At 69.6% G+C, this 21,010-nt stretch carries 18 protein-coding genes and 1 rRNA gene; 8 read left to right on the top strand and 11 right to left on the bottom strand.

Annotated features, from left to right (window positions below; all coding sequences use genetic code 11):
* Window positions 1-15 precede the first annotated feature (15 nt).
* Both CTB96_RS00885 and CTB96_RS00880 read right to left on the bottom strand, forming a co-directional pair.
* Window positions 16-1,554: a CpaE/TadZ family protein gene (locus CTB96_RS00885; protein ID WP_110125030.1), complete on the bottom strand. Its 1,539-nt coding sequence runs from the start codon at window positions 1,552-1,554 to the stop codon at window positions 16-18.
* Window positions 1,555-1,556: 2 nt separating this feature from the next.
* Entirely contained in the window at window positions 1,557-2,213 is a 657-nt protein-coding gene (locus tag CTB96_RS00880) for an SAF domain-containing protein (protein ID WP_146215719.1), read from the bottom strand.
* A gap of 144 nt (window positions 2,214-2,357) precedes the next feature.
* Between CTB96_RS00880 and CTB96_RS00875 the strand changes: the two genes are divergently transcribed.
* On the top strand, window positions 2,358-2,672 hold the full coding sequence (locus tag CTB96_RS00875) for a helix-turn-helix domain-containing protein (protein WP_110125028.1): 315 nt from the start codon (window positions 2,358-2,360) through the stop codon (window positions 2,670-2,672).
* Between the two features lie 2 nt (window positions 2,673-2,674).
* Here the strand turns inward: CTB96_RS00875 and CTB96_RS00870 are convergent, their stop codons facing one another.
* Entirely contained in the window at window positions 2,675-3,268 is a 594-nt protein-coding gene (locus CTB96_RS00870) for a hypothetical protein (RefSeq protein WP_110125027.1), read from the bottom strand.
* Between the two features lie 202 nt (window positions 3,269-3,470).
* Between CTB96_RS00870 and CTB96_RS00865 the strand changes: the two genes are divergently transcribed.
* Entirely contained in the window at window positions 3,471-3,953 is a 483-nt protein-coding gene (locus CTB96_RS00865) for an Rv3235 family protein (RefSeq protein WP_248283149.1), read from the top strand.
* Between the two features lie 101 nt (window positions 3,954-4,054).
* Here the strand turns inward: CTB96_RS00865 and secA are convergent, their stop codons facing one another.
* The 6 genes from secA to mtrA all read right to left on the bottom strand — a co-directional run bounded on the left by secA (window position 4,055) and on the right by mtrA (window position 12,608).
* Window positions 4,055-6,877, bottom strand: coding sequence for a preprotein translocase subunit SecA (secA, locus tag CTB96_RS00860; RefSeq protein WP_110125026.1), 2,823 nt, complete (start codon window positions 6,875-6,877; stop codon window positions 4,055-4,057).
* 99 nt (window positions 6,878-6,976) lie between these two features.
* The gene (hpf, locus tag CTB96_RS00855; RefSeq protein ID WP_110125025.1) at window positions 6,977-7,681 is read right to left on the bottom strand and encodes a ribosome hibernation-promoting factor, HPF/YfiA family; all 705 of its coding nucleotides are present in this window, start codon (window positions 7,679-7,681) and stop codon (window positions 6,977-6,979) included.
* A 99-nt stretch (window positions 7,682-7,780) separates the two neighbouring features.
* Window positions 7,781-8,488 (bottom strand): ComF family protein, encoded by a 708-nt coding sequence (locus tag CTB96_RS00850; RefSeq protein WP_248283148.1) that lies wholly within the window; start codon window positions 8,486-8,488, stop codon window positions 7,781-7,783.
* Window positions 8,489-8,582: 94 nt separating this feature from the next.
* Entirely contained in the window at window positions 8,583-10,265 is a 1,683-nt protein-coding gene (locus tag CTB96_RS00845) for an LpqB family beta-propeller domain-containing protein (RefSeq protein WP_181397089.1), read from the bottom strand.
* Complete coding sequence (gene mtrB / locus CTB96_RS00840) at window positions 10,258-11,901, bottom strand: MtrAB system histidine kinase MtrB (RefSeq protein ID WP_110125134.1); 1,644 nt, start codon at window positions 11,899-11,901, stop codon at window positions 10,258-10,260. Before mtrB ends, CTB96_RS00845 begins: the two co-directional genes overlap by 8 nt.
* A gap of 26 nt (window positions 11,902-11,927) precedes the next feature.
* On the bottom strand, window positions 11,928-12,608 hold the full coding sequence (gene mtrA, locus CTB96_RS00835; RefSeq protein ID WP_110125022.1) for an MtrAB system response regulator MtrA: 681 nt from the start codon (window positions 12,606-12,608) through the stop codon (window positions 11,928-11,930).
* Window positions 12,609-12,741: 133 nt separating this feature from the next.
* Here mtrA and CTB96_RS00830 point away from each other — a divergent pair, with 133 nt between their 5' ends.
* Genes CTB96_RS00830 through CTB96_RS00810 form a run of 5 tightly spaced genes read left to right on the top strand, consistent with a single transcriptional unit; the run spans window position 12,742 to window position 18,225 of the window.
* Entirely contained in the window at window positions 12,742-13,965 is a 1,224-nt protein-coding gene (locus CTB96_RS00830; RefSeq protein WP_110125021.1) for a hypothetical protein, read from the top strand.
* The gene (locus CTB96_RS00825; RefSeq protein ID WP_110125020.1) at window positions 13,962-14,633 is read left to right on the top strand and encodes a DUF4129 domain-containing protein; all 672 of its coding nucleotides are present in this window, start codon (window positions 13,962-13,964) and stop codon (window positions 14,631-14,633) included. Before CTB96_RS00830 ends, CTB96_RS00825 begins: the two co-directional genes overlap by 4 nt.
* Window positions 14,630-15,892, top strand: coding sequence for a DUF4350 domain-containing protein (locus CTB96_RS00820; RefSeq protein ID WP_146215718.1), 1,263 nt, complete (start codon window positions 14,630-14,632; stop codon window positions 15,890-15,892). Before CTB96_RS00825 ends, CTB96_RS00820 begins: the two co-directional genes overlap by 4 nt.
* Entirely contained in the window at window positions 15,889-16,914 is a 1,026-nt protein-coding gene (locus CTB96_RS00815) for an AAA family ATPase (RefSeq protein ID WP_110125019.1), read from the top strand. The genes CTB96_RS00820 and CTB96_RS00815 overlap by 4 nt, the downstream gene beginning before the upstream one ends.
* Window positions 16,915-16,917: 3 nt before the next feature.
* Window positions 16,918-18,225, top strand: a complete 1,308-nt coding sequence (locus CTB96_RS00810) for a DUF58 domain-containing protein (RefSeq protein ID WP_110125018.1) — start codon at window positions 16,918-16,920, stop codon at window positions 18,223-18,225.
* 78 nt (window positions 18,226-18,303) lie between these two features.
* On the opposite strand, the gene CTB96_RS00805 is transcribed toward CTB96_RS00810, so the two are convergent.
* Entirely contained in the window at window positions 18,304-19,299 is a 996-nt protein-coding gene (locus tag CTB96_RS00805; RefSeq protein ID WP_110125017.1) for a stage II sporulation protein M, read from the bottom strand.
* A 17-nt stretch (window positions 19,300-19,316) separates the two neighbouring features.
* Between CTB96_RS00805 and CTB96_RS00800 the strand changes: the two genes are divergently transcribed.
* The gene (locus CTB96_RS00800) at window positions 19,317-20,171 is read left to right on the top strand and encodes an RDD family protein (protein WP_110125016.1); all 855 of its coding nucleotides are present in this window, start codon (window positions 19,317-19,319) and stop codon (window positions 20,169-20,171) included.
* A gap of 754 nt (window positions 20,172-20,925) precedes the next feature.
* On the opposite strand, the gene rrf is transcribed toward CTB96_RS00800, so the two are convergent.
* Window positions 20,926-21,010, bottom strand: a 5S ribosomal RNA gene (gene rrf, locus CTB96_RS00795); the annotation flags it as partial.

Raw genomic sequence — 21,010 nt, 5'->3', positions numbered from 1 at the left:
GAGCGGCCGGATGCCTCAGGTGGCGGTCGCGGTGCGCCGCCACCGCCAGGCACCGGGCCAGGCGTGCCGGGCCGGGCGGGCGTCTGGAGCAGGCAAGAGCTCGTCGCGCACAAAGCCGAGAATGCTCAGCCGGGCCGGCGAGCGCGGCGCTGCGTCCCGCAGCGTGCGGCCGGTCAGCACGGCTGCATCCACGCCGGCCTGGTCGTGCGGCACCAACGCGGCCGCCTCGATTCCGCCGAACCGGCGCAGGGCGCTCTCCACCTGCCCCCGCGGGCCGAGGCCGACGGCGCTGCTGCGCACCCGGTTCATCACCACATCCACCCGATGAGTGCTGATCACCTCGGTGAGATCGCCCCAGGCGCGCAGGAACCGGGCCAGGCCGACGGGGTCCGCGAGGCCGCAGGCGACGACCCGGTCGGCCGCGCCGAGCGCGGCGAGGGTGGCCGCGTTGCGCCGCGGGGCGAACAGGTCGCTGGAGATCTCTTCGTCGCTCTCCAGGCTGAACCCGGTGTCGAGCACCACGTAGTCCGTCCACCGCCGCAGCGCCCCGATGGTTCCGTTCACGCGCTCGGCAGAGAGCTCGGGCCACCGGGAGGGACGCCCGATGCCGGTGAGCACCCAGAACGCACCGCGCGGCGAGTTGTACCGGTGGGCGATCCGCTCCAGCTCCGTCTGGCTGAGCGCGCCGTTACCCGACAGCCGGCAGGCCGCGGCGAAGCCGGGGGCCTCATCGAGCAGGCCCAGGCTCGGCGCGATCGAGCCGCTGTAGGTGTCGACGTCGGCCAGCACGACGGTGTGCCCGGCGGCGGCGATCTCGGCCGCGATATTGATCGCCAGGGTGGTGCGGCCCGGAGCGCCGGCGGGGCCCCACACCGCGATCACGGTGCCCTCCCCGGTCAGGCCCGCAACGGCGTGCTCGGCCGCCTGGTCTGCAGAATCCGGGCGGTGCACGGCGGAGCCTCCGGCTTCCCGGTCGCCGCCCGACGGGTGCGCGCCGATGGCCGACGTCGCCGCGACGGGGCCGGTGGATGCGGCGGCGGCCTGTGCCTGGCGCCGGGTCTGCCGGGTCGAAGACGACCTGGCCCGCTTGCCGCTGTCGGCGCGCCGACGCGCCCGCGACCGGCCGGGCCGCGGCGGTGTCGTCCCTGTGGCCTCCTGCTGCGACTCGTCGGCCGGGATGGGATGCACGGGAGTGTCGTCGATCCGCAGCGGAATATCGCCGCCCAGAGTCAGCACCCGCTCCACGTCGGCCCAGTCGGCGTCGGCGGCGACGACCTCGTGCAGGCCGAGTCCGGCCACGTATCGGCGTTCCTCGGCCGTGGCAGTGAGCGCCACAACCCGGATCCCGCTGGCGTCGGTGGCGGCGAGCAGCTCGGCGGTGAGCGTGCCGGATGTGGCCCCGACGATCAGGGCGTCAGGTGAGTGCCGGTCGATTACCGCGAGCAGCTCGCGCACATTCGCCGGCCGGGCGACGATCTCGTGCCCGTTCTCGATGATGTCGGCGAGCAGCCGGTCCTCGGTATCCCGGTCGAGCGCGAGCGCCAGCGTAACCATGATCAGCCGCCGATCGGGGTGTTCACTGCCACCAGGGAGATGGCGTCCTCGTTGGCCACGGCTTCCAGCACGGCGGCGATCTTGTCCTTGGGCACGAGCACCTCCACCGATCGGCCGCCGTCGGATTGGATCAGGCCGGCAGGTTCCAGGATCCGCACGATCGTTGCCTGTCCGACCAGCACCGCCGGCGGCCCGTACACCCCGCTGTCGACCAATCCTGCCGACCAGACATCCACCATCGAGCCGGCCGCGAGGCCCGTCGAGAGCCGGCCACGCAGGTCGAGCACCAGGCTGGTGACGTCCTCGCCCGCCCTGGTACCGACGGCGGACGCGGGCACGAGCTCACCGGGGGTGATCGTGCGGGTAACGATCAGGCCCTCCGCGGGGATCCGGGCCGGCGTCAGGTAGAGGTCGTCGGCCCCGATTAGCCGCACCCTGGTCTCGACCAGGTCGTCGGCGTCGAGGTGATCGCCGACGGCCAACGGCACCCGGGCGGCGTACACCGCGATGCTCTGGTCGCTCCCGGCCACGACGACGCTCACCCCGACGATGGACGCGATCACCAGGATCAGCCCCAGCACGAAGCGCGGATCGACCCAGAACCGGGGCCGGGTAGACGCTGGGGGCCGGCCGGCAGCGGGTTCCGCTCGGAGTCTCATCCGTTCACCTCGTCCACGCCCGCCCCTTCGCCGTCTGCCGGTTCCGCCCTCCTATCGTGGCAAGGCCGCAGTTCGGCTGCTGAAGTTATCCACAGCTGGCGTGGAAGGGTGCGGGATGCGCCGACAGGTCGGATAATCAGGTGCATGAGCGATCCCGTCTCGTCCGCGTCCATCGGGCGTTTCCTCACTCTCGCCGACACGGCGGAGATCTTGAACCTCACCCTGTCCGCGGCCCTCGACCTGGTGCGGACCGGCGAGCTGCCCGCCATCCGGATCGGTGCCGCCGGTGCCTGGCGGGTGGAACGGGTGGTGCTGGAGTCCTACATCGAGGCGAAGTACGAAGAGGCCAGGCGGATGTCGTTGTGGGAGCAGTCCGATTTTGCGAACATCCCCGAGCTCTCCGGCGGCCGCATCCTGCGCCCCGGCGCCACCGACGGCCAGGACCGGCCCGAGCCCTGACTTCAATCCAGCCTGACCAGGTGGATCTGGTGCACGGGCACGATCCGCACCTGCTGCACCTCGCCCGCTCGACGCAGCGTGCCTGCGGCGTGCACGGCGAGGTCGAGATGGTCCCGGCCGACCCTGTCGATCGTGCCGGTGATCGTGCCCACCCCGGTGCGCAGCTGCACGCTCTTCCGCCGTCGGCACAGGTCGCGCAGCACGAACGACAGGCCGATCCGGTCCACCAGCCGGGCGGGCGGCTCCGTCTGCTCGGCGAGTGAGGGCGTCACCTGCGCCGGATCGAGGATCACCGCCGCGATCGCGGCGAACGGCAGGATGCACTGCGGGGCGGCGGCGCCGGCGCCCAGGAGGTCGGCGGCCAGCCAGTCCCGCCCGAATGTTGTCGGCCGCAGCGTGATCGTCTCGTTGTCGGCCAGCACCACCCGCAGCAACCGGGTCGCCGGTGCCCCGCTCACCACCCCGGTGAGCCGTTGGCGCAACGCCAACCGGCCGAGGCGGAGCCGCTCTTCTTCCGCACGCATCTCGACGTCCTCGGCGTTCAGCTCGTTCTCGAGCTGACCTTCGAGGTCGTCGAACAGATTGTCCCAGCGCACACCCCGACGGTAGTCGGCCCCCGCGGCCGATGCTGATGTTATCCACAGCTCGCCCCAGGCCTAGACAGGCTGGTTGTCGGGTGATTTAGTGTCGGCCATGGCCTCCGGAGCTGCGGGGACCGTGAGGTGTTCCATCGCACGACAGCGCCACTCGTCCCGCTCTCTTCGTCGACACCACGGATCCACGCAACTGGAGCAACCCATGAGCGATCCACTTGCCGCACCCCGCCAGCCCGCGTCTGCGAACGCGAACCCGAACGCGCCAGACCGCGCCGCCGAGCGCAGCGCGCCGGAAGGGTTCATCGCCGATGACTTCTTCGGTCATCAACCGAGCACGCGCGCTGCCCTGCCCGACCCTGAGCCGCTGCTGGTGAATCTGACCCGCTGCGTGATCGAAGTCCTGGCCGGGGCCAGGGAGCTCGACCAGCTGGCCAGGTGGGTCAGCGACGACGTCTACCGGCACCTGCTCAAACGCGTGGTGCTCTCGGCTCGGGCGCGCGCGGTGAAGGGACAGCGGGCCCAACGGCCGTCGATCACGATCGGCCGGGTCACCATCAACGAGCCACGGGACGGCATCATCGAGGCCGTCGTGATCGTGCACAGCAAGGTGCGGGTGCGGGCCGTCGCGGTACGGCTGGAGGGGCTGGACAACCGCTGGCGGGCCAGCGCCATCAACGTGCTCTGACCCTGCCCTGACCCTGCTGAGCCGCCACCTGTTGCCCAGGCGGACAAATGCGCCCGGTGCGCTGGACACAATTGTCCGCACCGGGCGCAGTTGGGGTGGCGCTACTTCTTCTTGCCCTGGGTGCGACGCTCCGCGCGGTTGTTCGCAGCCGGCTGGTCGGACTCGGCGCGCTGGCCGAAGGCGCCGCGCTGGGGCGGACCGGTCGGGGCGGCGGGAGCGGCAGCGGCGTCGGCCGGTGCTGCGGCCACGGCGGCCCGGCGGGCGCGGTCCGTTGCGGCCTGCTGGATCTGGCCGCGCTGGTTGCGCACCTCCACTCCGCCGGAGTCGCTCGGGGCGGTGAAGCTGAGCTTCTCCTCGGCGGATTCGGCCGGGGGCGTGAGGCCCTTGGCCGCGACGATCGGGGCGTCGACGGCGCCGGCGGGCTGGGACACCTCGACCTCGAGGTTGAACAGGAAGCCGACGGTCTCTTCGCGGATCTGGCCCATCATCTGCTGGAACATCGCGAAACCCTCGCGCTGGTATTCCACCAGCGGGTCGCGCTGCGCCATGGCGCGCAGGCCGATGCCGTCCTTGAGGTAGTCCATCTCGTAGAGGTGTTCGCGCCAGCGGCGGTCGATGACCGAGAGCACCACGCGGCGTTCGAGTTCACGCATGGCCGGTGAGCCGAGAGATTCCTCGCGGCGGGCGTAGGCCACCTTGGCGTCGGAGATGATCTCCCGGCGCATGAAGTCGCGGTTGATCTTGCCCTTGTTGCCGGCCTCGGAGATGACCTCGTCGATGGTCAGGCCCACCGGGTAGAGCGTCTTCAGCTCGGTCCAGAGCGCGTCGAAGTCCCAGTCGTCGCCGTTGCCCTCGCCGGTGTGCACGTCGAGCACCTCGTCGATGACGTCTTCGAGGAACCGCTGGGTGCGCTCGTGCAGGTCGTCACCCTCGAGGATGTGCCGGCGGTCGCCGTAGATGGCTTCGCGCTGGCGGTTGAGCACGTCGTCATATTTGAGCACGTTCTTGCGGATCTCGGCGTTGCGGCCCTCGACCTGCGACTGGGCGCTGCGGATGGCGCGGCTGACGACCTTGGACTCGATGGCCATGTCGTCGGGCACACCCTGGCGGCCCATCAGGCTCTCGGCGGCACCGGCGTTGAACAGGCGCATCAGGTCGTCGGTGAGCGACAGGTAGAACCGGCTCTCGCCCGGGTCGCCCTGGCGGCCGCTGCGGCCGCGGAGCTGGTTGTCGATGCGGCGGGACTCGTGGCGTTCGGTGCCGAGCACGTAGAGTCCGCCGGCCTCGATCACCTTGTCGGCTTCGACGGAGACCTCGGCCTTGACCGCGGCGAAGACGTCGTCCCACTCTTTTTCGTATTCTTCCGGCGTCTCCACGGGGCTCAGGCCCTTGGCGTTCATCGCGGCGACGGCCAGGAACTCGGCGTTGCCCCCGAGCATCACGTCGGTGCCACGGCCGGCCATGTTGGTGGCGACGGTGACCGAGCCGAGGCGGCCGGCCTGGGCCACAATGGCCGCCTCACGGGCGTGGTTCTTCGCGTTCAGCACTTCGTGCCGCACGCCCTTCTTCGCCAGCAGGCGGGAGAGGTACTCGCTCTTCTCCACGCTCGTGGTGCCCACCAGAACGGGCTGGCCGTTGGCGTGGCGTTCGACGATGTCTTCGACGACCTGGCCGAACTTGGCCTCTTCGTTCTTGTAGATCAGGTCGGACTGGTCGATGCGCTGCATCGGCTTGTTCGTGGGGATCGCGACGACACCGAGCTTGTAGGTGCTCATGAACTCGGCGGCTTCGGTCTCGGCGGTACCGGTCATGCCGGAGATCTTCGAGTACAGCCGGAAGTAGTTCTGCAAGGTCACGGTGGCCAGGGTCTGGTTCTCGGCCTTGACCGCGACGCCTTCCTTGGCCTCGATCGCCTGGTGGATGCCCTCGTTGTAGCGTCGGCCCATCAGGATGCGGCCGGTGTGCTCGTCGACGATGAGCACCTCACCGTTCATCACCACGTAGTCCTTGTCCTTCTTGAACAGGGCGTTGGCCTTGATGGCGTTGTTCAGGAACGAGATCAGCGGGGTGTTCGCGGACTCGTAGAGGTTGTCGATGCCGAGGTAGTCCTCGACCTTTTCGATGCCGGGTTCGAGCACACCCACGGTGCGCTTCTTCTCGTCGACCTCGAAGTCCTCGTCGACGACGAGGCGCTTGGCCAGGCTGGCGAATTCGGTGAACCAGCGGTTCGCCTCGCCGGAGGCGGGGCCGGAGATGATCAGCGGGGTGCGGGCCTCGTCGATGAGGATCGAGTCGACCTCGTCGACGATGGCGAAGTAGTGGCCGCGCTGCACCATGTCGGTGGCCTGCCACGCCATGTTGTCGCGCAGGTAGTCGAAACCGAACTCGTTGTTGGTGCCGTAGGTGATGTCGCAGGCGTACTGCTCGCGCCGCACGGCGGGGGTCTGGCCGGAGACGATGCATCCGGTGGTCATGCCCAGGGCACGGAACACACGACCCATCAGCTCGCTCTGGTAGCTGGCCAGGTAGTCGTTGACCGTGATCACGTGCACACCACGGCTGGTGATGGCGTTGAGGTAGGCCGCCGTCGTGGCGACCAGGGTCTTGCCCTCACCGGTCTTCATCTCGGCGATGTTGCCGAGGTGCAGGGCCGCGCCGCCCATGAGCTGCACGTCGAAGTGGCGCAGTCCCAGGGTGCGGGTGGATGCTTCGCGCACGGCGGCGAACGCCTCGGGCAGCAAGTCATCGAGTGACTCGCCGCCCGAGTAACGCTCACGCAGCGACACTGTTTCGTTCTTCAGTTCCTCATCGCTGAGGGTGCTGAAGTCGTCTTCCAACGCATTGATGGCCTTCGCATAGCTTTCGAGCCGGCGCAGAATGCGCCCCTCGCCAACACGAAGAACTTTTTCCAGGATTGAGGCCACGAATGCACTCCACTAGTCGTCACGGCGTTGAACACGCCTGTCGTCCGGTCGGACGCACGTAGCGCCGACCTAGCCGGCAACTATAGCAATGCTAGTTGGTCAGGAGCTGGACTCGCTGGCCACCGAGGCCAGCACCCGCGCCTGGTCGGAATCCGGGTCCAGTTCGATGACACCGTAGTCCCAGCCCTTCCGGCGGTAGACCACGCTGGGCCGGTGCGACTCCGCATCCTGGAACAGGTAGAAGTCGTGCCCGACGAGCTCCATGAAATAGAGGGCGTCGTCTACGGTCATGGGGGCCGCAGCGAAGACCTTGCGGCGGATGACCACGGGCGAGTAGACCTCTTCGGCCTCGACCGCGGCTTCGGTGTCCTCCTGCACGACCGGGATGGCGCCGGTGCGCACGCGCTCCAGCGTTTCCCCGTCGGCGGGGACGATGTCGATCACGGCAAAGCCGGAGGACGAAGCGTCGTGCAGCGAGGTCGGGCGGTGGGCTCCGCCGCGGTGCACTTTCCTGCGGTCCTTGGCCCGGCGAACACGCTCGAGCAACCGGCCGAGAGCGATGTCGAAGGCGGCATACTTGTCGCTGCCTTCGGCCTCGGCCCGAACGATCGGACCCTTACCGATGAGGGTGAGTTCCACGCGGTCGTTACCGGCGGCACCGCTCTTCTCGGTGTGACGACTGACCTTGATTTCCAGGGCGAGGGCTTTCTCAGCAAGGCCGGCGATCTTCTCGGCCTTCTCCGTCGCATATTCCCGGAAGCGATCAGTGATCCCCAGGTTTCGTCCAACAATGTTAGTTTCCATGACGACCTCCAGATCTGGCGAACCGCCCCTGATCCGGGCGATTGGTACGCGCCTTTGGCACAACCGTAGTCGTGCCAGCTGGATAAGTCACAGTATTTGTCAATCTGTTTCCGGTGAACGGGAGTTGTCCGGGTGGTGCCGACGGGTTTCGGCCACAGTCGCCGCGCCGACCACTTCGCCGCCGGCATGACGGATGGCCCGCGCGGCTTCCCGCAGTGTCGCACCGGTGGTGACGATGTCGTCGACGAGCACGATCCGGCAGCCGGTGAGGTCCCTGGCGGCGACCAGCGAGCCGCGGCGGTTGTCGAGGCGCTGGTCCCGGCCGAGCCCCACCTGGTCGGCGACCCGGCCCGCCGGCCGGAGTAGCGCGGCCGGGCGGAGGCCGCCGCGCGCCAGGAGCAGGTCGACGGGATGGAATCCCCTGGCCCGCCACGCCTGCCGGGAGGACGGCACGGTGACCAGCAGGATGCCGGGCTCCGCGTCGGCCGTGGCCGCCAGAGCCGCCGCGACCGCGACGGACAGGGCCGCGGCGAGCGCCGGCGCGGCATCCGTGCGGCCGCCGTCCTTGAACGCCACCAGCACCCGGCCGGTCACGTCGCTGTAGTCGACGGCCGACCAGACCGTGAGCTCGCCCCGGACCGATGGGCGCGGGTCGGCTCGCAGAGCGGCCGCACAGGCCGCGCAGAGGGCGCGGTCGGGCCGGCCGCACCCACTGCACTCGGCGGGCAGCAGCACCGCCCAGGCGTCGAGCACTGCCGCGCGCACGGCTTGCCGCACCCATCCCTGCATCCGGTGTTCCGGTTCCATCGGCCCACCCTGGCCGGTGGCACCCGGCGCGGGCGGGCGAGAGCACGGCCGGTGCAGAACCGCCGGCCGGCCGGCCCCGTGCAGGAGCGGCCGGTCAGCCGCCGATGCCCTGCTGAGTCGCGACCAGGGTGACGCCGTCGATCCGTTCCTGCCAGCCGACCCCGCGCTGCACCAGCAGGGAACCGTCGGTGGAGAGAGCCCGCAGGTCCCGCAGCAGGTTGCTGCCCGTGATGGTCTTGATGCCGGTCGAGGACTCGAGCCGCACGCTGGTTCCGCCGATCTCGTGCGAGACCATGCGGTCCTCTCCGTCGGCCTGCACGCTCAGGTAGGCCACCGTGCTCTGGTCGATCCAGGTCGCGTCGACCGGGGTTCCCGTTCCCACCGCGAGTTGCACAGGGTCACCGAGGCCGACCGGCGCACCGTTCTCCCGCAGCACCGCTGCCACGACCAGGCGGGTCTCACCGCCGGCGCTGAGCAGGGCGATCACCCTGGTGCCGTCCCTGGAGACCTTGAGCGCGGCGATCGTGGCGGCGTCCTGCCACGGCGTGGGAACGGCCAGGGCGGCGCCCTGGGTGTTGTAGGCGAACAGCTCGTTGGGCCGGTCGGCCGGCACCGACCAGACGTAGCCGGATCCGTCGATGGACGGGGCGATCAGGCCTTGCCGCGGATCGAGCATCCGGGCCTCATCGCCCACCCGGATGCCGTACACACCCTGCGCGGTGAGGGCCGCCGCCGCCGTTTGGGACGGCGACAGGGTCACCGAGGTCGGGGACAGGGCGGCTATGGCCTCGCTCAGTCCCGGCAGCGGGTTGACCGTCTTGCCGGTCGCGGCCAGGAAGCCGAATTCGCCGTCGCGGAGCACCAGGGCCCTGGCGTCCACGCGGGGGTTGACCACGGGTTCAGCCGCACCGAGCGCGTCGATGTCCTGGGAATTCTGGTTGATGGTGATCGACACCGTCAGGCCGCTCGGCAGGCTGTTCTCCAGCTGGCTCTTCATTCTCTGCAGGGTGATCCGGTCGGCGTTCAGCGCCTCACTGTTGAGGTCGACCTTGGCATCCCTGGCCACGACGGTGACCGCATCGGCGGTGAGGGCCGTGCCCTCGGGGAACGCGCTCGTCACCGCGCCGGCCAGCCATTCGCTCGGGCCGCTGAGCACGCCGTTGACGATCTTGGTCGGGGTGGATGCACCGCGCGGGTACCAGCGCACGTCCGGCACCAGGTAGCGATAGTCGGGGTCGAAGAAGTACAGCGATTGCGCGCTGAAGACATCCTTGAAGGTGGTCTGGTCCAGCACGGTGCCGTTCGGGGCGACGCTGATGCGCCATTCCCCGTCCACCTGCATGAACTCGTACCGCAGCGGCAGGCTCGCCGACGGGGTCTCCTCGTGGTACTCGCCGATCGCATTCACTTCGGCCACCGGGCGCACCGAGAACTGCATGGTGCTTTCGTTGAGGGCGGCGAAGGTCCGGCCGGAGCCGTCGTCGACGGTGACGCCGGTGTCGGATTTCCAGGCCGTGCTGAAACTGGGGGTGAGGAACTCCCGGGCGATCTCGTAGTTGTTGTCTGGACTGGTGGCGGCGTCGATGAACCCGGCCAGGATCTCTTCCATCGTGGCCCCAGCGCGCGGGCCGAACGGCAGGAACACCGGCGCGGGATTCTCGCCGGTGACGGCATCCTGCCCGACCTGCACGGGTCCGCTGCGCGGGATGCTCGAGCAGCCGGCCAGCACGAGCGCCAGGCCCACGGCGGCGGCCAGCAGCCTGATCGGCCTAGACATGGTGGTCTCTTCTCGGTTCGGCGTGGGTGGAGACGAATCCGGGTGCGGCGGCATCCGCCGGCGGCAGCGGGTTCGGCGACCGGGTCATGGCCCCGTTCGCGCGCCGCGGCAGGGTGAGCCGGAAACAGGACCCGGCCCCCGGGCTCGACCACACCTGCAACCAGCCGCGGTGCGCTGTGGCGTCTTCGAGGGAGATGGCCAGCCCCAGACCGGTGCCGCCGATGGTGCGCTTGCGGGAGGGGTCCGCCCGCCAGAACCGGTCGAAAACATGCAGGATCTGTTCCTCGGTCATGCCCATGCCGTAGTCCCGCACCGACAGGGCGACCGCGCTTTCGTTGCTGTCGACCGACACGATGATGGCTTTGCCCTCCCCGTGTTCGATCGCGTTCCCGATCAGGTTGTTGACGATGCGGCGCACCCGGCGCGGGTCGACCTCGGCGTTGAGATGCCCGCCGGGCGCGACCAGGCTGATCTCACTGCCCTTCGAGTCGCCGAGCGAGCGCATGCCGTCGATGACCCCCTCGGCCAGGTGGACGAGGTTGGTGGGTTCGGACTCGAGCTCGACCGATCCGGCGTCGTACCGGCTGATCTCCAGCAGGTCGGCGAGCAGGAGTTCGAAGCGTTCCACCTGAGTGTGCAACAGTTCCGCGGTGCGTTCGGTGGCGGGAGGAAAGCTCTCCCGCTGGTCGTAGAGCAGGTCGCCGGCCAGACGGATGGTGGTCAGCGGAGTGCGCAGCTCGTGGGAGACGTCGGAGACGAAGCGCTGCTGCACCTCGGACAGGTCGGCGAGTTCCCTGATCTGGCTCTGCAGGCTGTCGGCCATGCCGTTGAATGACCGGGCCAGGGTCGCGATCACGTCTTCGCCCTTCTCCGGGATGCGCACGCCGAGGTCGCCGGACGCCAGTTTCTGGCTGGTCTCGGCGGCCACCTGGATCGGGTTGACCACGAACCGCACGACGATCCAGGTGACGGCGCCGATCAGCAGGATCAGGGCGAGGCCGGCTCCGCCGAGGGTGCGTTGCACGAACAGGAGCGTCGATTCGGCGTCGGCGAGGCTGTAGCCGATGTAGAGCTCGTACCGTCCGGCGACCGGAACGGTGATCTGCGAGCCGACGACGATGCCGGGCACGAACGAACCGTCGTCGGAGGCCAGCGTCACCGACTGCCAGAACTGGCCGTCGGCATCCTCTTGCACCGACTTGCGCAGCGACGGCGAGATCACCTCGGTGGACGAGCCGAATGTGGACGAGTCCTGCGGCGCGACGGTGGACGACTCCTGGCCCGGCACCCTGAACACCGCGACCAGGCGGCTCGACGACGCTGCAGAGATCGAGGTGCGCGCGGACTCAAGTAGGGTCTGCACCTGCACCCGGTCGGCGGCGTCGGAGGAATCCAGGATGCCCTGGGCCGCCGTTGCCGCCCGGTTGGAGTCCACCAGAACCTGGTTGAGCCGCGACTGGAACAGGTCGTTGCCGACGCTGACCGACATGTAGACACCGACCAGCGCGATGGCCGCGCCGGACGCCGCGACGGTGATCACCACCGTGCGCCATTGCAGCGAGCGCCGCCAGCCGTGCCTGACCCGGCGGGTCAGGGCAGACCACGACCCCCACCAGCGCCAGTCCACCCTGTTCATGTCGAACCGCGCAGACACCGGGGAACCTAGCCGGCCGCGCCGGCCCGGTAGCCGACACCGCGCACTGTCATCACGATGCGCGGGTTGTCCGGGTCGTCTTCGACCTTCGCGCGCAGCCGCTGCACGTGCACGTTCACCAGTCGGGTGTCAGCCTTGTAGTGGTATCCCCAGACCTGTTCGAGGAGCATCTCCCTGGTGAACACCTGCTGCGGCTTGGACGCCAGCGCGAGGAGCAGGTCGAACTCCAACGGCGTGAGGTTGATGCTCTGGTCGCCGCGCTTGACCTCGTGGCCGGCAGCATCCACGATGAGGTCGCCGATCTGCAGGCTGGCGGGCGTCTCCACCGGCACCGGGCGCAGCCGGGTGCGGATGCGGGCGACGAGTTCCTTGGGATTGAACGGTTTGACCATGTAGTCGTCGGCGCCCGATTCCAGGCCCTTCACGACATCCGTGGTGTCGGACTTCGCCGTCAGCATGATGATGGGCGTGCCGGATTCGGCTCTGATCAGGCTGCACACTTCGATACCGTCGAGGCCGGGCAGCATCAGGTCGAGCAGCACCAGATCGGGCGCGACACTGTGGAAGGCGTCGAGCGCGAGCGAGCCGTCGGCGCAGAAGTGCGGCTCGAAGCCCTCCCCCTGCAAAACGATGCCGATCATCTCAGCCAGTGCGGGGTCATCGTCGACAACCAAAATGCGTGAGTTCATACATCCGTTTTCCGCCCGGTCACCGGGCAATTACGCGCAGTACGCGGGCAATCTCTGGCACCAGAATAGTCGACACGGCCGCAAGATTTCTGACAGCGCCCCGCATGGCGCGCGGGTATGCCAGCATGGAGGCGTGACGGACCCAGACTGGCACCCCCCGACCACCCCTCCCGGCGTACCCCGCTACGGCGAGTACGCCCCATCGGGCCCGCCCACGCCCCCCGCCTTCCCGCCGCCGGCCTCGCCACCGACACCTCCGCCCGGCGGCGGCTACGGGGCCAGCACCCCACCACCGGCGTGGACCCCGCCGCCCAAGCCGGGCCTGATCCCGCTGCGGCCGCTCGGTTTCGGCACCCTGCTCGGGGCGCCGTTCCAGGTTCTGCGCCGCAACCCCAAGGCGACGTTCGGCAGCGCCCTGCTCGTGCAGGCCGCCATTGTGCTGGTCACCCTCGTCACCGTGGGCGCTGTCAGTTTCTTCGCGCTCAGCCGGGTGGCGTCCGCCCCCGTCGACGAGCAGGACGCCGTCGAGGCCGGCGCCGTGCTCACCATCGTGCTCTCCGCCCTGATCCCGATGGCCCTGGCGGTGGTGGCGTCTGCCCTGCTGCAGGGAATCATCGTGCAGGAGGTGGCCAGGGCCACCCTGGGCGAGAAGCTTCGGATGATGGCGCTGTGGCGCCGGGTGGGCAGCCGGGTCTGGCCGTTGGTCGGATGGACCCTGCTCCTGACGGCGGCACTGCTCGTCGGGGTGCTGCTCGTCGGCGGCCTGGTCTTCGTCTGCGCCCTGTTGGGCGGCGCGTGGATCGCACTGGCCGTACTCGTCGGCGTCTTCGGTGGGCTCGGCCTGATCGTGCTGGCCGCCTGGATCAGCACGAAGACCGCCGTGGTGCCGAGCCTGATCGTGCTCGAGCGCCTCGGCATCCGGCAGTCGATCCGCCGGTCCTGGTCGCTCACGGGCGGCTTCTTCTGGCGCACCCTCGGCGTACTCTGGCTCATCGCCCTGATCGTCAATGTCGTGGCCCAGATCGTGGCCACCCCGCTCTCGCTGCTGTTCAGCGTGGTGATCAGCCTGATCGACCCCAACGCCAGCTTCGAGGCCTACATCCCAGCCGGCATCCTCTACATCCTCACCATCCTGATCAGCCTGGTCTTTGGCGCGGTCGCGGCCGTCGTGCAGTCCGCCGCGGTCGCCCTGGTCTATATCGACCTGCGGATGCGTAAGGAAGGCCTCGACCTCGAACTGCAGCGTTTCGTCGAAGCGGCTCCCGGCAGTGGCGTGACCGACCCGTATCTCGTCGGCGGCGGCGATCTGCCCGGGGCCGAGGCCGGCCGGCCCGACCCCGGGTCGCCCTGGGCATGATCGCATTGGGGGCGCTCGGCGGGGTGTGGTCGGGGATCCCGGTCGATCCCGACGCGCCGGAAGCCCAGCAGTGGTTGCGGGACGAGCTCGCCAAAGCCCCCTATCAAGCGGCCCAGCCCACCTGGTTCGACCGGCTGTCCCAGGCCATCCTGGACTGGTTCTCGTCGTTGTCGTTCGTCGGCGACGGCAGCACCGCCTGGGTTCCCGTGGTCGCCACCCTGGTTGCCGTCGGCCTGCTGGTTGCCGCCATCCTGATCTTCGGGCTGCCCCGGCGCGCTCGGCGCCGCGCCCAGGCGGCCGGGCTGTTCACCGCCGACGACCGCCGCACCGCCGACCAGATCCGGCGGGCGGCAGCCGCTGCGGCGACCGCCGGCGACTGGGCACTGGCGAGCGAAGAGGCGTTCCGGGCCATTGCCCAGGGCCTGGCCGAACGCACCATAGTGCGACCCACCCCCGGCACGACGGCCCATACGGTGGCCGAGCTGGCGGCCACGGCCTTCCCCACCGAACGCGGCCGGTTGCAGGAGAGCGCGAGTGTGTTCGAGAGCGTTCGATATCTGGGCGCTGAGGGCTCCGAACCGGGCTATCGCGCACTGACCGCCCTTGACCTCGATCTCCGCGCCGCCCGCCCGGCATCGACACAGCCGGCGGCGTTGGTGACCCGGTGAGCACCGCCACGCCGACTTTCTCCGCCCGGTCAAGCACCCCCACCATCCGCGCCGCACTTCGCCGCTCGGCATTCTGGCTGGTGGCCGGTGCGGGCGCGATCGTCGTGGCGATCATCGCCTTCCTCTTCGCCGGTGCCGGCGGCACAGCGGGTCCTCCGCTCGCCGCCGACAACCCCGCACCGGTGGGCGGCATGGCGGTCGTCGAGGTGCTCCGCCAGCAGGGCGTCACCGTCGTTCCGGTGAACACCCTGCAGGAGGCTGCGGACGCAACCGGGAAGGCCGGGAACGCGACGTTGTTCGTCACCGACGCATCCGGGTATCTCAGTTCGGAGCAGCTGGCCGACCTCCCCGGCCTCGCCCGGCACACCGTGCTGGTCGACCCGGACTTCACCGCCCTGCAGGCTCTGGCGCCCGGGGTCGGATTCGGCGGGGTCTCCACGGCCGATTCCCTCGACGCCGACTGCCCGGTTGCCGCGGCGGAGCGCGCCGGGACGATCTCACCCGGCGGCAAGACCCTCGGACTGCCCTCGGACGCCGCCGGCTACACCGGCTGCTTCCCGAGCGGCGACGCGGCATATTCCGTGATTGAACGGGTCACGGCCGACCACACGCTCACCCTGGTGGCCGACACCGCCGTTTTCGCCAATGAGACCATCGCCAGCTTCGGTAACGCCGCCCTGGCCCTCAACCTCCTCGGCACCGAGGACACCCTGGTCTGGTACCTGCCCACCCTGGCGGATGTGCCGGTGACCGGCCCGCCCTCGCTGGGCGCGCTCACGCCGGGCTGGGTGACGCCGGTGCTGCTGCTCCTGTTCGTCGTCACCGCTGCCGCCATGGTGTGGCGTGGCCGCCGGTTCGGCCCGCTCGTGGCCGAGAACCTGCCGGTGGTCGTGCGGGCCAGCGAGACCATGGAGGGGCGCGCCCGGCTCTACGCCCGCGGCAACGCCCGCCTGCGGGCGATCGACGCACTCCGGATGGGGGCGATCACCCGGATGGCGCAGGCGGCCGGGCTTCCCCGCACGGCGCCCCTCGACCAAGTGATCCGCTCCGTCGCCGCTCTCACCGGGCGCTCCCCCGACCGGGTGCACGCGGTCCTCGTCGGCGAGGAGCCGGCCGGCGACGCCGCCATGATGACCCTCTCGGACGCCATCGACGACCTCGAAAGCGCCACGGTGCTCGCCGCCCGGCCGCCGGGCTCAGCGCCCGGTGCCGGCGACTCCCCCGCATCCCCTCCGTCAACCGGAAGAATGGAACCATGACCAGTCACCCCGCAACATCCGCTGACGCTGCCCCCGCCGGCCTTCCGGCAGAGGGCCCCGCCGACGAGTCGGTCGAGAGCCTGCGCCACGCGCTGGCGCAGGTGCGCACCGAGGTGGGCAAGGCCGTCGTCGGCCAGGACGGAGCCGTGACCGGGCTGATCATCGCCCTGCTTGCCCGCGGCCACGTGCTGCTCGAAGGCGTACCGGGGGTGGCGAAGACGTTGCTGGTGCGCTCGCTCAGCCAGGCGCTCAGCCTGGACACCAAAAGGGTGCAGTTCACTCCAGACCTGATGCCCGGCGACGTGACCGGGTCACTGATCTACGACGCCAAGGCCGGCGAGTTCGAGTTCCGCAACGGTCCCGTCTTCACGAACATCCTGCTCGCCGACGAGATCAACCGCACGCCGCCGAAGACCCAGTCGGCGCTGCTGGAGGCGATGGAAGAACGCCAGGTCAGCGTGGACGGGCTGTCGCTCGCGCTGCCGGAGCCGTTCATCGTGGCCGCGACCATGAACCCGATCGAGTACGAGGGCACCTATACATTGCCAGAGGCGCAACTCGACAGGTTCCTGCTCAAGCTCGTGCTCGACATCCCCGAGCGCGATGTCGAGCTCGAAGTGCTGCGACGGCACGCGACCGGGTTCAGCCCGCGCGACCTCACGGCGGCCGGTGTGACCCCGGTGCTCGGGGCGGCCGAGCTGGCCGCCGCGCAGGCATCCGTTGCCGCGGTCGGGGCCAGCCCCGACGTGCTGGCCTACATCGTCGACCTGGCCAGGGCCACCCGCAACAGCCCGTCGGCCAAACTGGGCGTGAGCCCGCGCGGTACGACGGCCCTGCTCGCCTCCGCCAAGGCCTGGGCCTGGCTCAGCGGCTACTCGTCGATCACCCCCGACCACGTGCAGGCCATGGTGCTGCCCGTCTGGCGGCACCGCATCCAGCTGCGCCCCGAGGCCGAACTCGAGGGCATCACCGTCGACACCATCCTGCACGGCGTGCTGCAGCAGGTCCAGGTTCCGATCTAAACGATGACGCTGACCGGCCGTTTCGTCCTCCTCGTCGCCCTCGGCGTCGTGCCGATCGTGCTGCTCGGGGGTACCCCCGAGGAGGCCCTGGCCGTGCTCGGCGGCTGGCTGCTGCTCGCTCTGGTGCTGGGCGGGATCGACCTCGCCCTGGCCGCATCGCCCCGCCGGGTCGGTATTTCCCGCGTGCTGCCCAGCCGGGTGCGGTTGGGCGAAGAAGTCACCAGCGAGCTTTACCTCTCCAACGAGGGCCGGCGCCGGCTGCGCGGCATCGTGCGCGACGCCTGGCAGCCGTCCGCGGGGGCGGGCAACAACCGCACCGCGATCGTCCTGCCGCCGGGTGAGCGCCGGATGCTGTCCCTCACCCTCCGGCCGTACCGGCGCGGTGAGCGCACCGCAGCGCATGTCACGATTCGCTCGACCGGGCCGTTCGGGCTGTGGGCCCGGCAGGCCACCCTGCTCGCGCCCGCGCGCATCCGGGTCCTACCGCCGTTCCACTCCCGCAAGCACCTGCCGTCCAGGATCAGCCGGCTCAAGGAACTGGACGGCCGCACGAGCGTGCTCGTGCGCGGGCAGGGCACTGAGTTCGATTCCCTGCGCGAGTACGTTCGCGGCGACGACGTTCGATCGATCGACTGGCGGGCCACCGCCCGGCGCAACGATGTCGTTGTACGCACCTGGCGGCCGGAGCGTGACCGGCGAATCGTGATCGTGATCGACACCGGCCGCACCTCGGCCGCACGGGTAGTCGACGAGCCCCGCCTCGACACCGCGTTCGAGGCAGCGCTGCTTCTGGCCGCCCTGGCGTCGACGGCCGGCGACCGGGTGGACTTCCTGGCCTGGGACCGCCGGGTGCGCGCCCGCGTGCAGGGCGCATCCGGGGCCGAACTGCTCAGCCGCATGGTCGACGGAATGGCCTTGATCGAACCCGAACTCATCGAGATCGACTGGACCGCCGTGCCGGGACAGATTCGGGCGATCACCGGGCAGCATGCCCTCGTGGTGCTGATCACCCCGATGGATGCTCCTGGCGCGTCGACCGGGCTGCTGTCGGTTCTCGGGCAGCTCACCCAGCGGCACACCGTGGTGGTCGCATCCGTCACCGACCCGGCCGTGGTCGATCTCGTGCGGGACCGGTCGAACCGGGAAGACCTCTACCGAGCGGCGTCGGCCGAGCGCACCATGCTGGACTCGGCCCGGGTGGCGGCCGCGGTGCGGCAGCTCGGAGCAGACGTGGTGACGGGCTCACCCGAACAGTTGCCGCCGGCGCTGGCGGACCGGTACATCGCCCTCAAGGCCGCCGGCCGACTCTAGCCCTCCGGTTCGCGAGCCGTGAGCAAGGCACCTAAAACATGAGAGTTTGGGGGCTTAGCTCACAGTTCGCGGAAGTGACTAGCCCGCGAAGACCCGTGGACTGCCGGCCTCGAATTCGGCGAGGTCACCGGTCTGGCCGGCCCGCCAGGCCCGGCCGCCGAGGACGAGCATGTAGGCGAGGAAGGCGATCAGCGCCAGCGCGCCGATGCCGATCTTCACCGGCCACGGCCAGGGTGCCGGCGTGACGAAACCCTCGAGGATGCCGGAGACGAAGAGCACGAACACCAGCCCGATGGCCACGGTGAACAGGGCGCGCGCGTCTTCGGCCAGGGCCTGACCGCGGGTGCGCGGCCCCGGGGCGATCCAGGCCCAGAAGATGCGCAGGCCCGCAGCGGCGGCCACGAAGATCGCGGTCAGCTCGAGCAGGCCGTGCGGGGCGATGTAGAGGAAGAACGTGTCGCCCTGGTCGTAGGCGAACATCACAGCCGCCGTCACGCCCAGGTTCTGGGCGTTCTGCAGCACGATGTACGGCACATACACGCCGAGGATGCCGAATGCGATGCACTGCGCGGCAACCCAGGCATTGTTGGTCCACACCCGACCGGCGAACGAGGCCGCTGGGTTCTCAGAGTAGTACCCGACGAAGTTCTGGTTGGCGAGTTGGGCGAGTTCGGCCGGGCTACCGAAGTTGGCGAGCACCTGCGGGTTGTTCGTGGCCCACACGGCGTAGAGGGTGGCGATGATCGCGGTCGACGCCGCGACGGCCAGGGTGAGCCAGCGGAGTCGGTAGAGCGCCGCCGGCAACTGGGCGAGGAAGAAGGTCGGCAGCTGGGAGAGCACGTTCGTGCCCGTGCCGGTGAAACGCAGCCGCGCCCGGGACAGGATCACCGAAAGCCTGTCGCCCTGCACGGTGGAGCCGGCCGCGGTCTTGATCACCGACAATTGGGTGGCTCCGGCCTGGTAGCCCTGGATAAGTTCATCGGATTGGGCACCGCTGAGCTGCCGCCGACGACCGAGTTCGGTCAGGCGGTCCCACTCGGCGCGGTGCGCCGCTGAATACGCGTCGAGATCCATCTGGTTCAATAGTAGACATGGCGCAGCCCTGGAAAGCGGCCGATCATGGTGAAGATTCCCTGATCGAGCACGAGCTTGTCACCGGCGAGGCCGTTGCGCTGGACGTTCGGCCGGCCAGCGTGATCCTGCGTGGCGCGGGAACCATGATCGATTGGCTCGCCTACGTCGGGTTCTTCCTGCTGATGGCGCTCGTGGTCTCGCTGCTGTTCGGCGACGGCATCGACGAGGCATTGGCCCAGGCGCTGGCGATCTCGGGGCTCGTATTCTCGCTCCTGGTCGTGCCCATGGTGGTGGAATCGGTCTCCCGCGGCCGGTCGCTGGGGCGGTGGGCGATCGGGGCGCGCATCGTGCGGGACGACGGCGGCGCGATCAGCCTGCGACACTCCTTCATCCGCGCGCTGATGGGCGTGATTGAGATCTTCCTCACCTTCGGCGGACTCGCAGTGACCTGCGCGCTGTTGAACTCCCGGTCGAAGCGGTTGGGCGACCTGCTCGCCGGCACGTACAGCCAACACGAACGCGTGCCACGGTTCAGCGAACCCACGTTCGTACTGCCGCCCGTGCTCGAGTCCTGGGCGGCCACGGTGGACGTCGCACGCCTGCCGGACCGGCTCTCCCGTCGGGTGGCGCAGTTCCTGCGCCAGGCTCACCAACTCTCCCCCACCACCCGGGTGCGACTGGCCGAGAGCCTCGCCGCCGAGGTGGCGCCGTTCGTCTCGCCGCTCCCGCCGGTGCCGGCGGAATACCTGCTCATCGGCGTGGCCGATGTACGACGCAACCGCGAGTACACCAGCCACCTGCTCGAGCGTGGCCGCCTGGACACGCTGTCTCCCGTCCTCACCGGCCACCCCCACGGCTTCCCCGACCGCTAACCCCCGCTGCACCCCGCCGGACGTGCCCGCCTCGCTGTTCGGCGGGTCGCGCCCGTCCCGCTGGTCGGACGTGTCGAGACCCGGTGACGGGGCGTGGGGTACGTTGGGCAGTCCGTTTCGCGTGGTCTCGACAGGCTCGACCAGCGGAGGGTCGTGTTCCGGGGTCGTCGCGCGGTTCTCAACGGCTGCCGTGGTTCGCGAGCTGTGAGGCAAGCCCCGAAAACTCGTGTGTTCTGGTGCTTGTCTCACAGCTCGCGGATGTGTGTGGGTCGCGCCCGCCTCGCTGGTCGAGCTCGTCGAGACCCGGTGACGGGCGTGAGGTGACGGTGGGTAGGCCGGCTCAAGGGGTCTCGACAGGCTCGACCAGCGGGTGGTGCCCTTTCCGGGGTCGTCGCACGGGTTGCCGTGGTTCGCGAGGTGTGAGGTAAGCCCCGAAAACGCGCTCATCCTGGTGCTTTGCTCACAGCTCGCGGATGTGTGTGGGTCGCGCCCGCCTCGCTGGTCGAGCTCGTCAAGACCGGGTGACGAGCGCCTTTGCGTTGGGTAGGCCGGGTCACGGGGTCTCGACGGGCTCGACCGGCGGGTGGTGCGCCCTCGGGGGTCGTCGCGCGGGTTGCCGTGGTTCGCGAGCTGTGAGGTAAGCCCCGAAAACGCGCTCATCCTGGTGCTTTACTCACGGCTCGCGGGATGGGGTGGGGGTTAAACGCAGAAAAGCCACCCCGGTGGGGTGGCTTTTCTGTTGTTGCTAAGTTAAGTCCGGCGGTGTCCTACTCTCCCACAGGGTCCCCCCTGCAGTACCATCGGCGCAAAGAGTCTTAGCTTCCGGGTTCGGAATGTGA

This window comes from Cryobacterium arcticum (assembly GCF_003185895.1).
Classification (GTDB): domain Bacteria; phylum Actinomycetota; class Actinomycetes; order Actinomycetales; family Microbacteriaceae; genus Cryobacterium; species Cryobacterium arcticum.
Note: the sequence above shows the minus strand (reverse complement) of the source record. Positions and strands in the feature narration are given on the sequence as shown.

What these genes read in the sequence shown, in the direction of transcription:
- mtrA (WP_110125022.1), bottom strand. Translation starts at nt 12,608, where the DNA reads ATGAACTCACGCATTTTGGTTGTCGACGATGACCCCGCACTGGCTGAG.
- CTB96_RS00810 (WP_110125018.1), top strand. Translation starts at nt 16,918, where the DNA reads ATGACGCTGACCGGCCGTTTCGTCCTCCTCGTCGCCCTCGGCGTCGTG.
- CTB96_RS00850 (WP_248283148.1), bottom strand. Translation starts at nt 8,488, where the DNA reads ATGGAACCGGAACACCGGATGCAGGGATGGGTGCGGCAAGCCGTGCGC.
- CTB96_RS00875 (WP_110125028.1), top strand. Translation starts at nt 2,358, where the DNA reads ATGAGCGATCCCGTCTCGTCCGCGTCCATCGGGCGTTTCCTCACTCTC.
- CTB96_RS00880 (WP_146215719.1), bottom strand. Translation starts at nt 2,213, where the DNA reads ATGAGACTCCGAGCGGAACCCGCTGCCGGCCGGCCCCCAGCGTCTACC.
- CTB96_RS00885 (WP_110125030.1), bottom strand. Translation starts at nt 1,554, where the DNA reads ATGGTTACGCTGGCGCTCGCGCTCGACCGGGATACCGAGGACCGGCTG.
- CTB96_RS00865 (WP_248283149.1), top strand. Translation starts at nt 3,471, where the DNA reads ATGAGCGATCCACTTGCCGCACCCCGCCAGCCCGCGTCTGCGAACGCG.
- CTB96_RS00815 (WP_110125019.1), top strand. Translation starts at nt 15,889, where the DNA reads ATGACCAGTCACCCCGCAACATCCGCTGACGCTGCCCCCGCCGGCCTT.
- CTB96_RS00805 (WP_110125017.1), bottom strand. Translation starts at nt 19,299, where the DNA reads ATGGATCTCGACGCGTATTCAGCGGCGCACCGCGCCGAGTGGGACCGC.
- CTB96_RS00825 (WP_110125020.1), top strand. Translation starts at nt 13,962, where the DNA reads ATGATCGCATTGGGGGCGCTCGGCGGGGTGTGGTCGGGGATCCCGGTC.
- mtrB (WP_110125134.1), bottom strand. Translation starts at nt 11,901, where the DNA reads ATGAACAGGGTGGACTGGCGCTGGTGGGGGTCGTGGTCTGCCCTGACC.
- CTB96_RS00845 (WP_181397089.1), bottom strand. Translation starts at nt 10,265, where the DNA reads ATGTCTAGGCCGATCAGGCTGCTGGCCGCCGCCGTGGGCCTGGCGCTC.
- CTB96_RS00800 (WP_110125016.1), top strand. Translation starts at nt 19,317, where the DNA reads ATGGCGCAGCCCTGGAAAGCGGCCGATCATGGTGAAGATTCCCTGATC.
- hpf (WP_110125025.1), bottom strand. Translation starts at nt 7,681, where the DNA reads ATGGAAACTAACATTGTTGGACGAAACCTGGGGATCACTGATCGCTTC.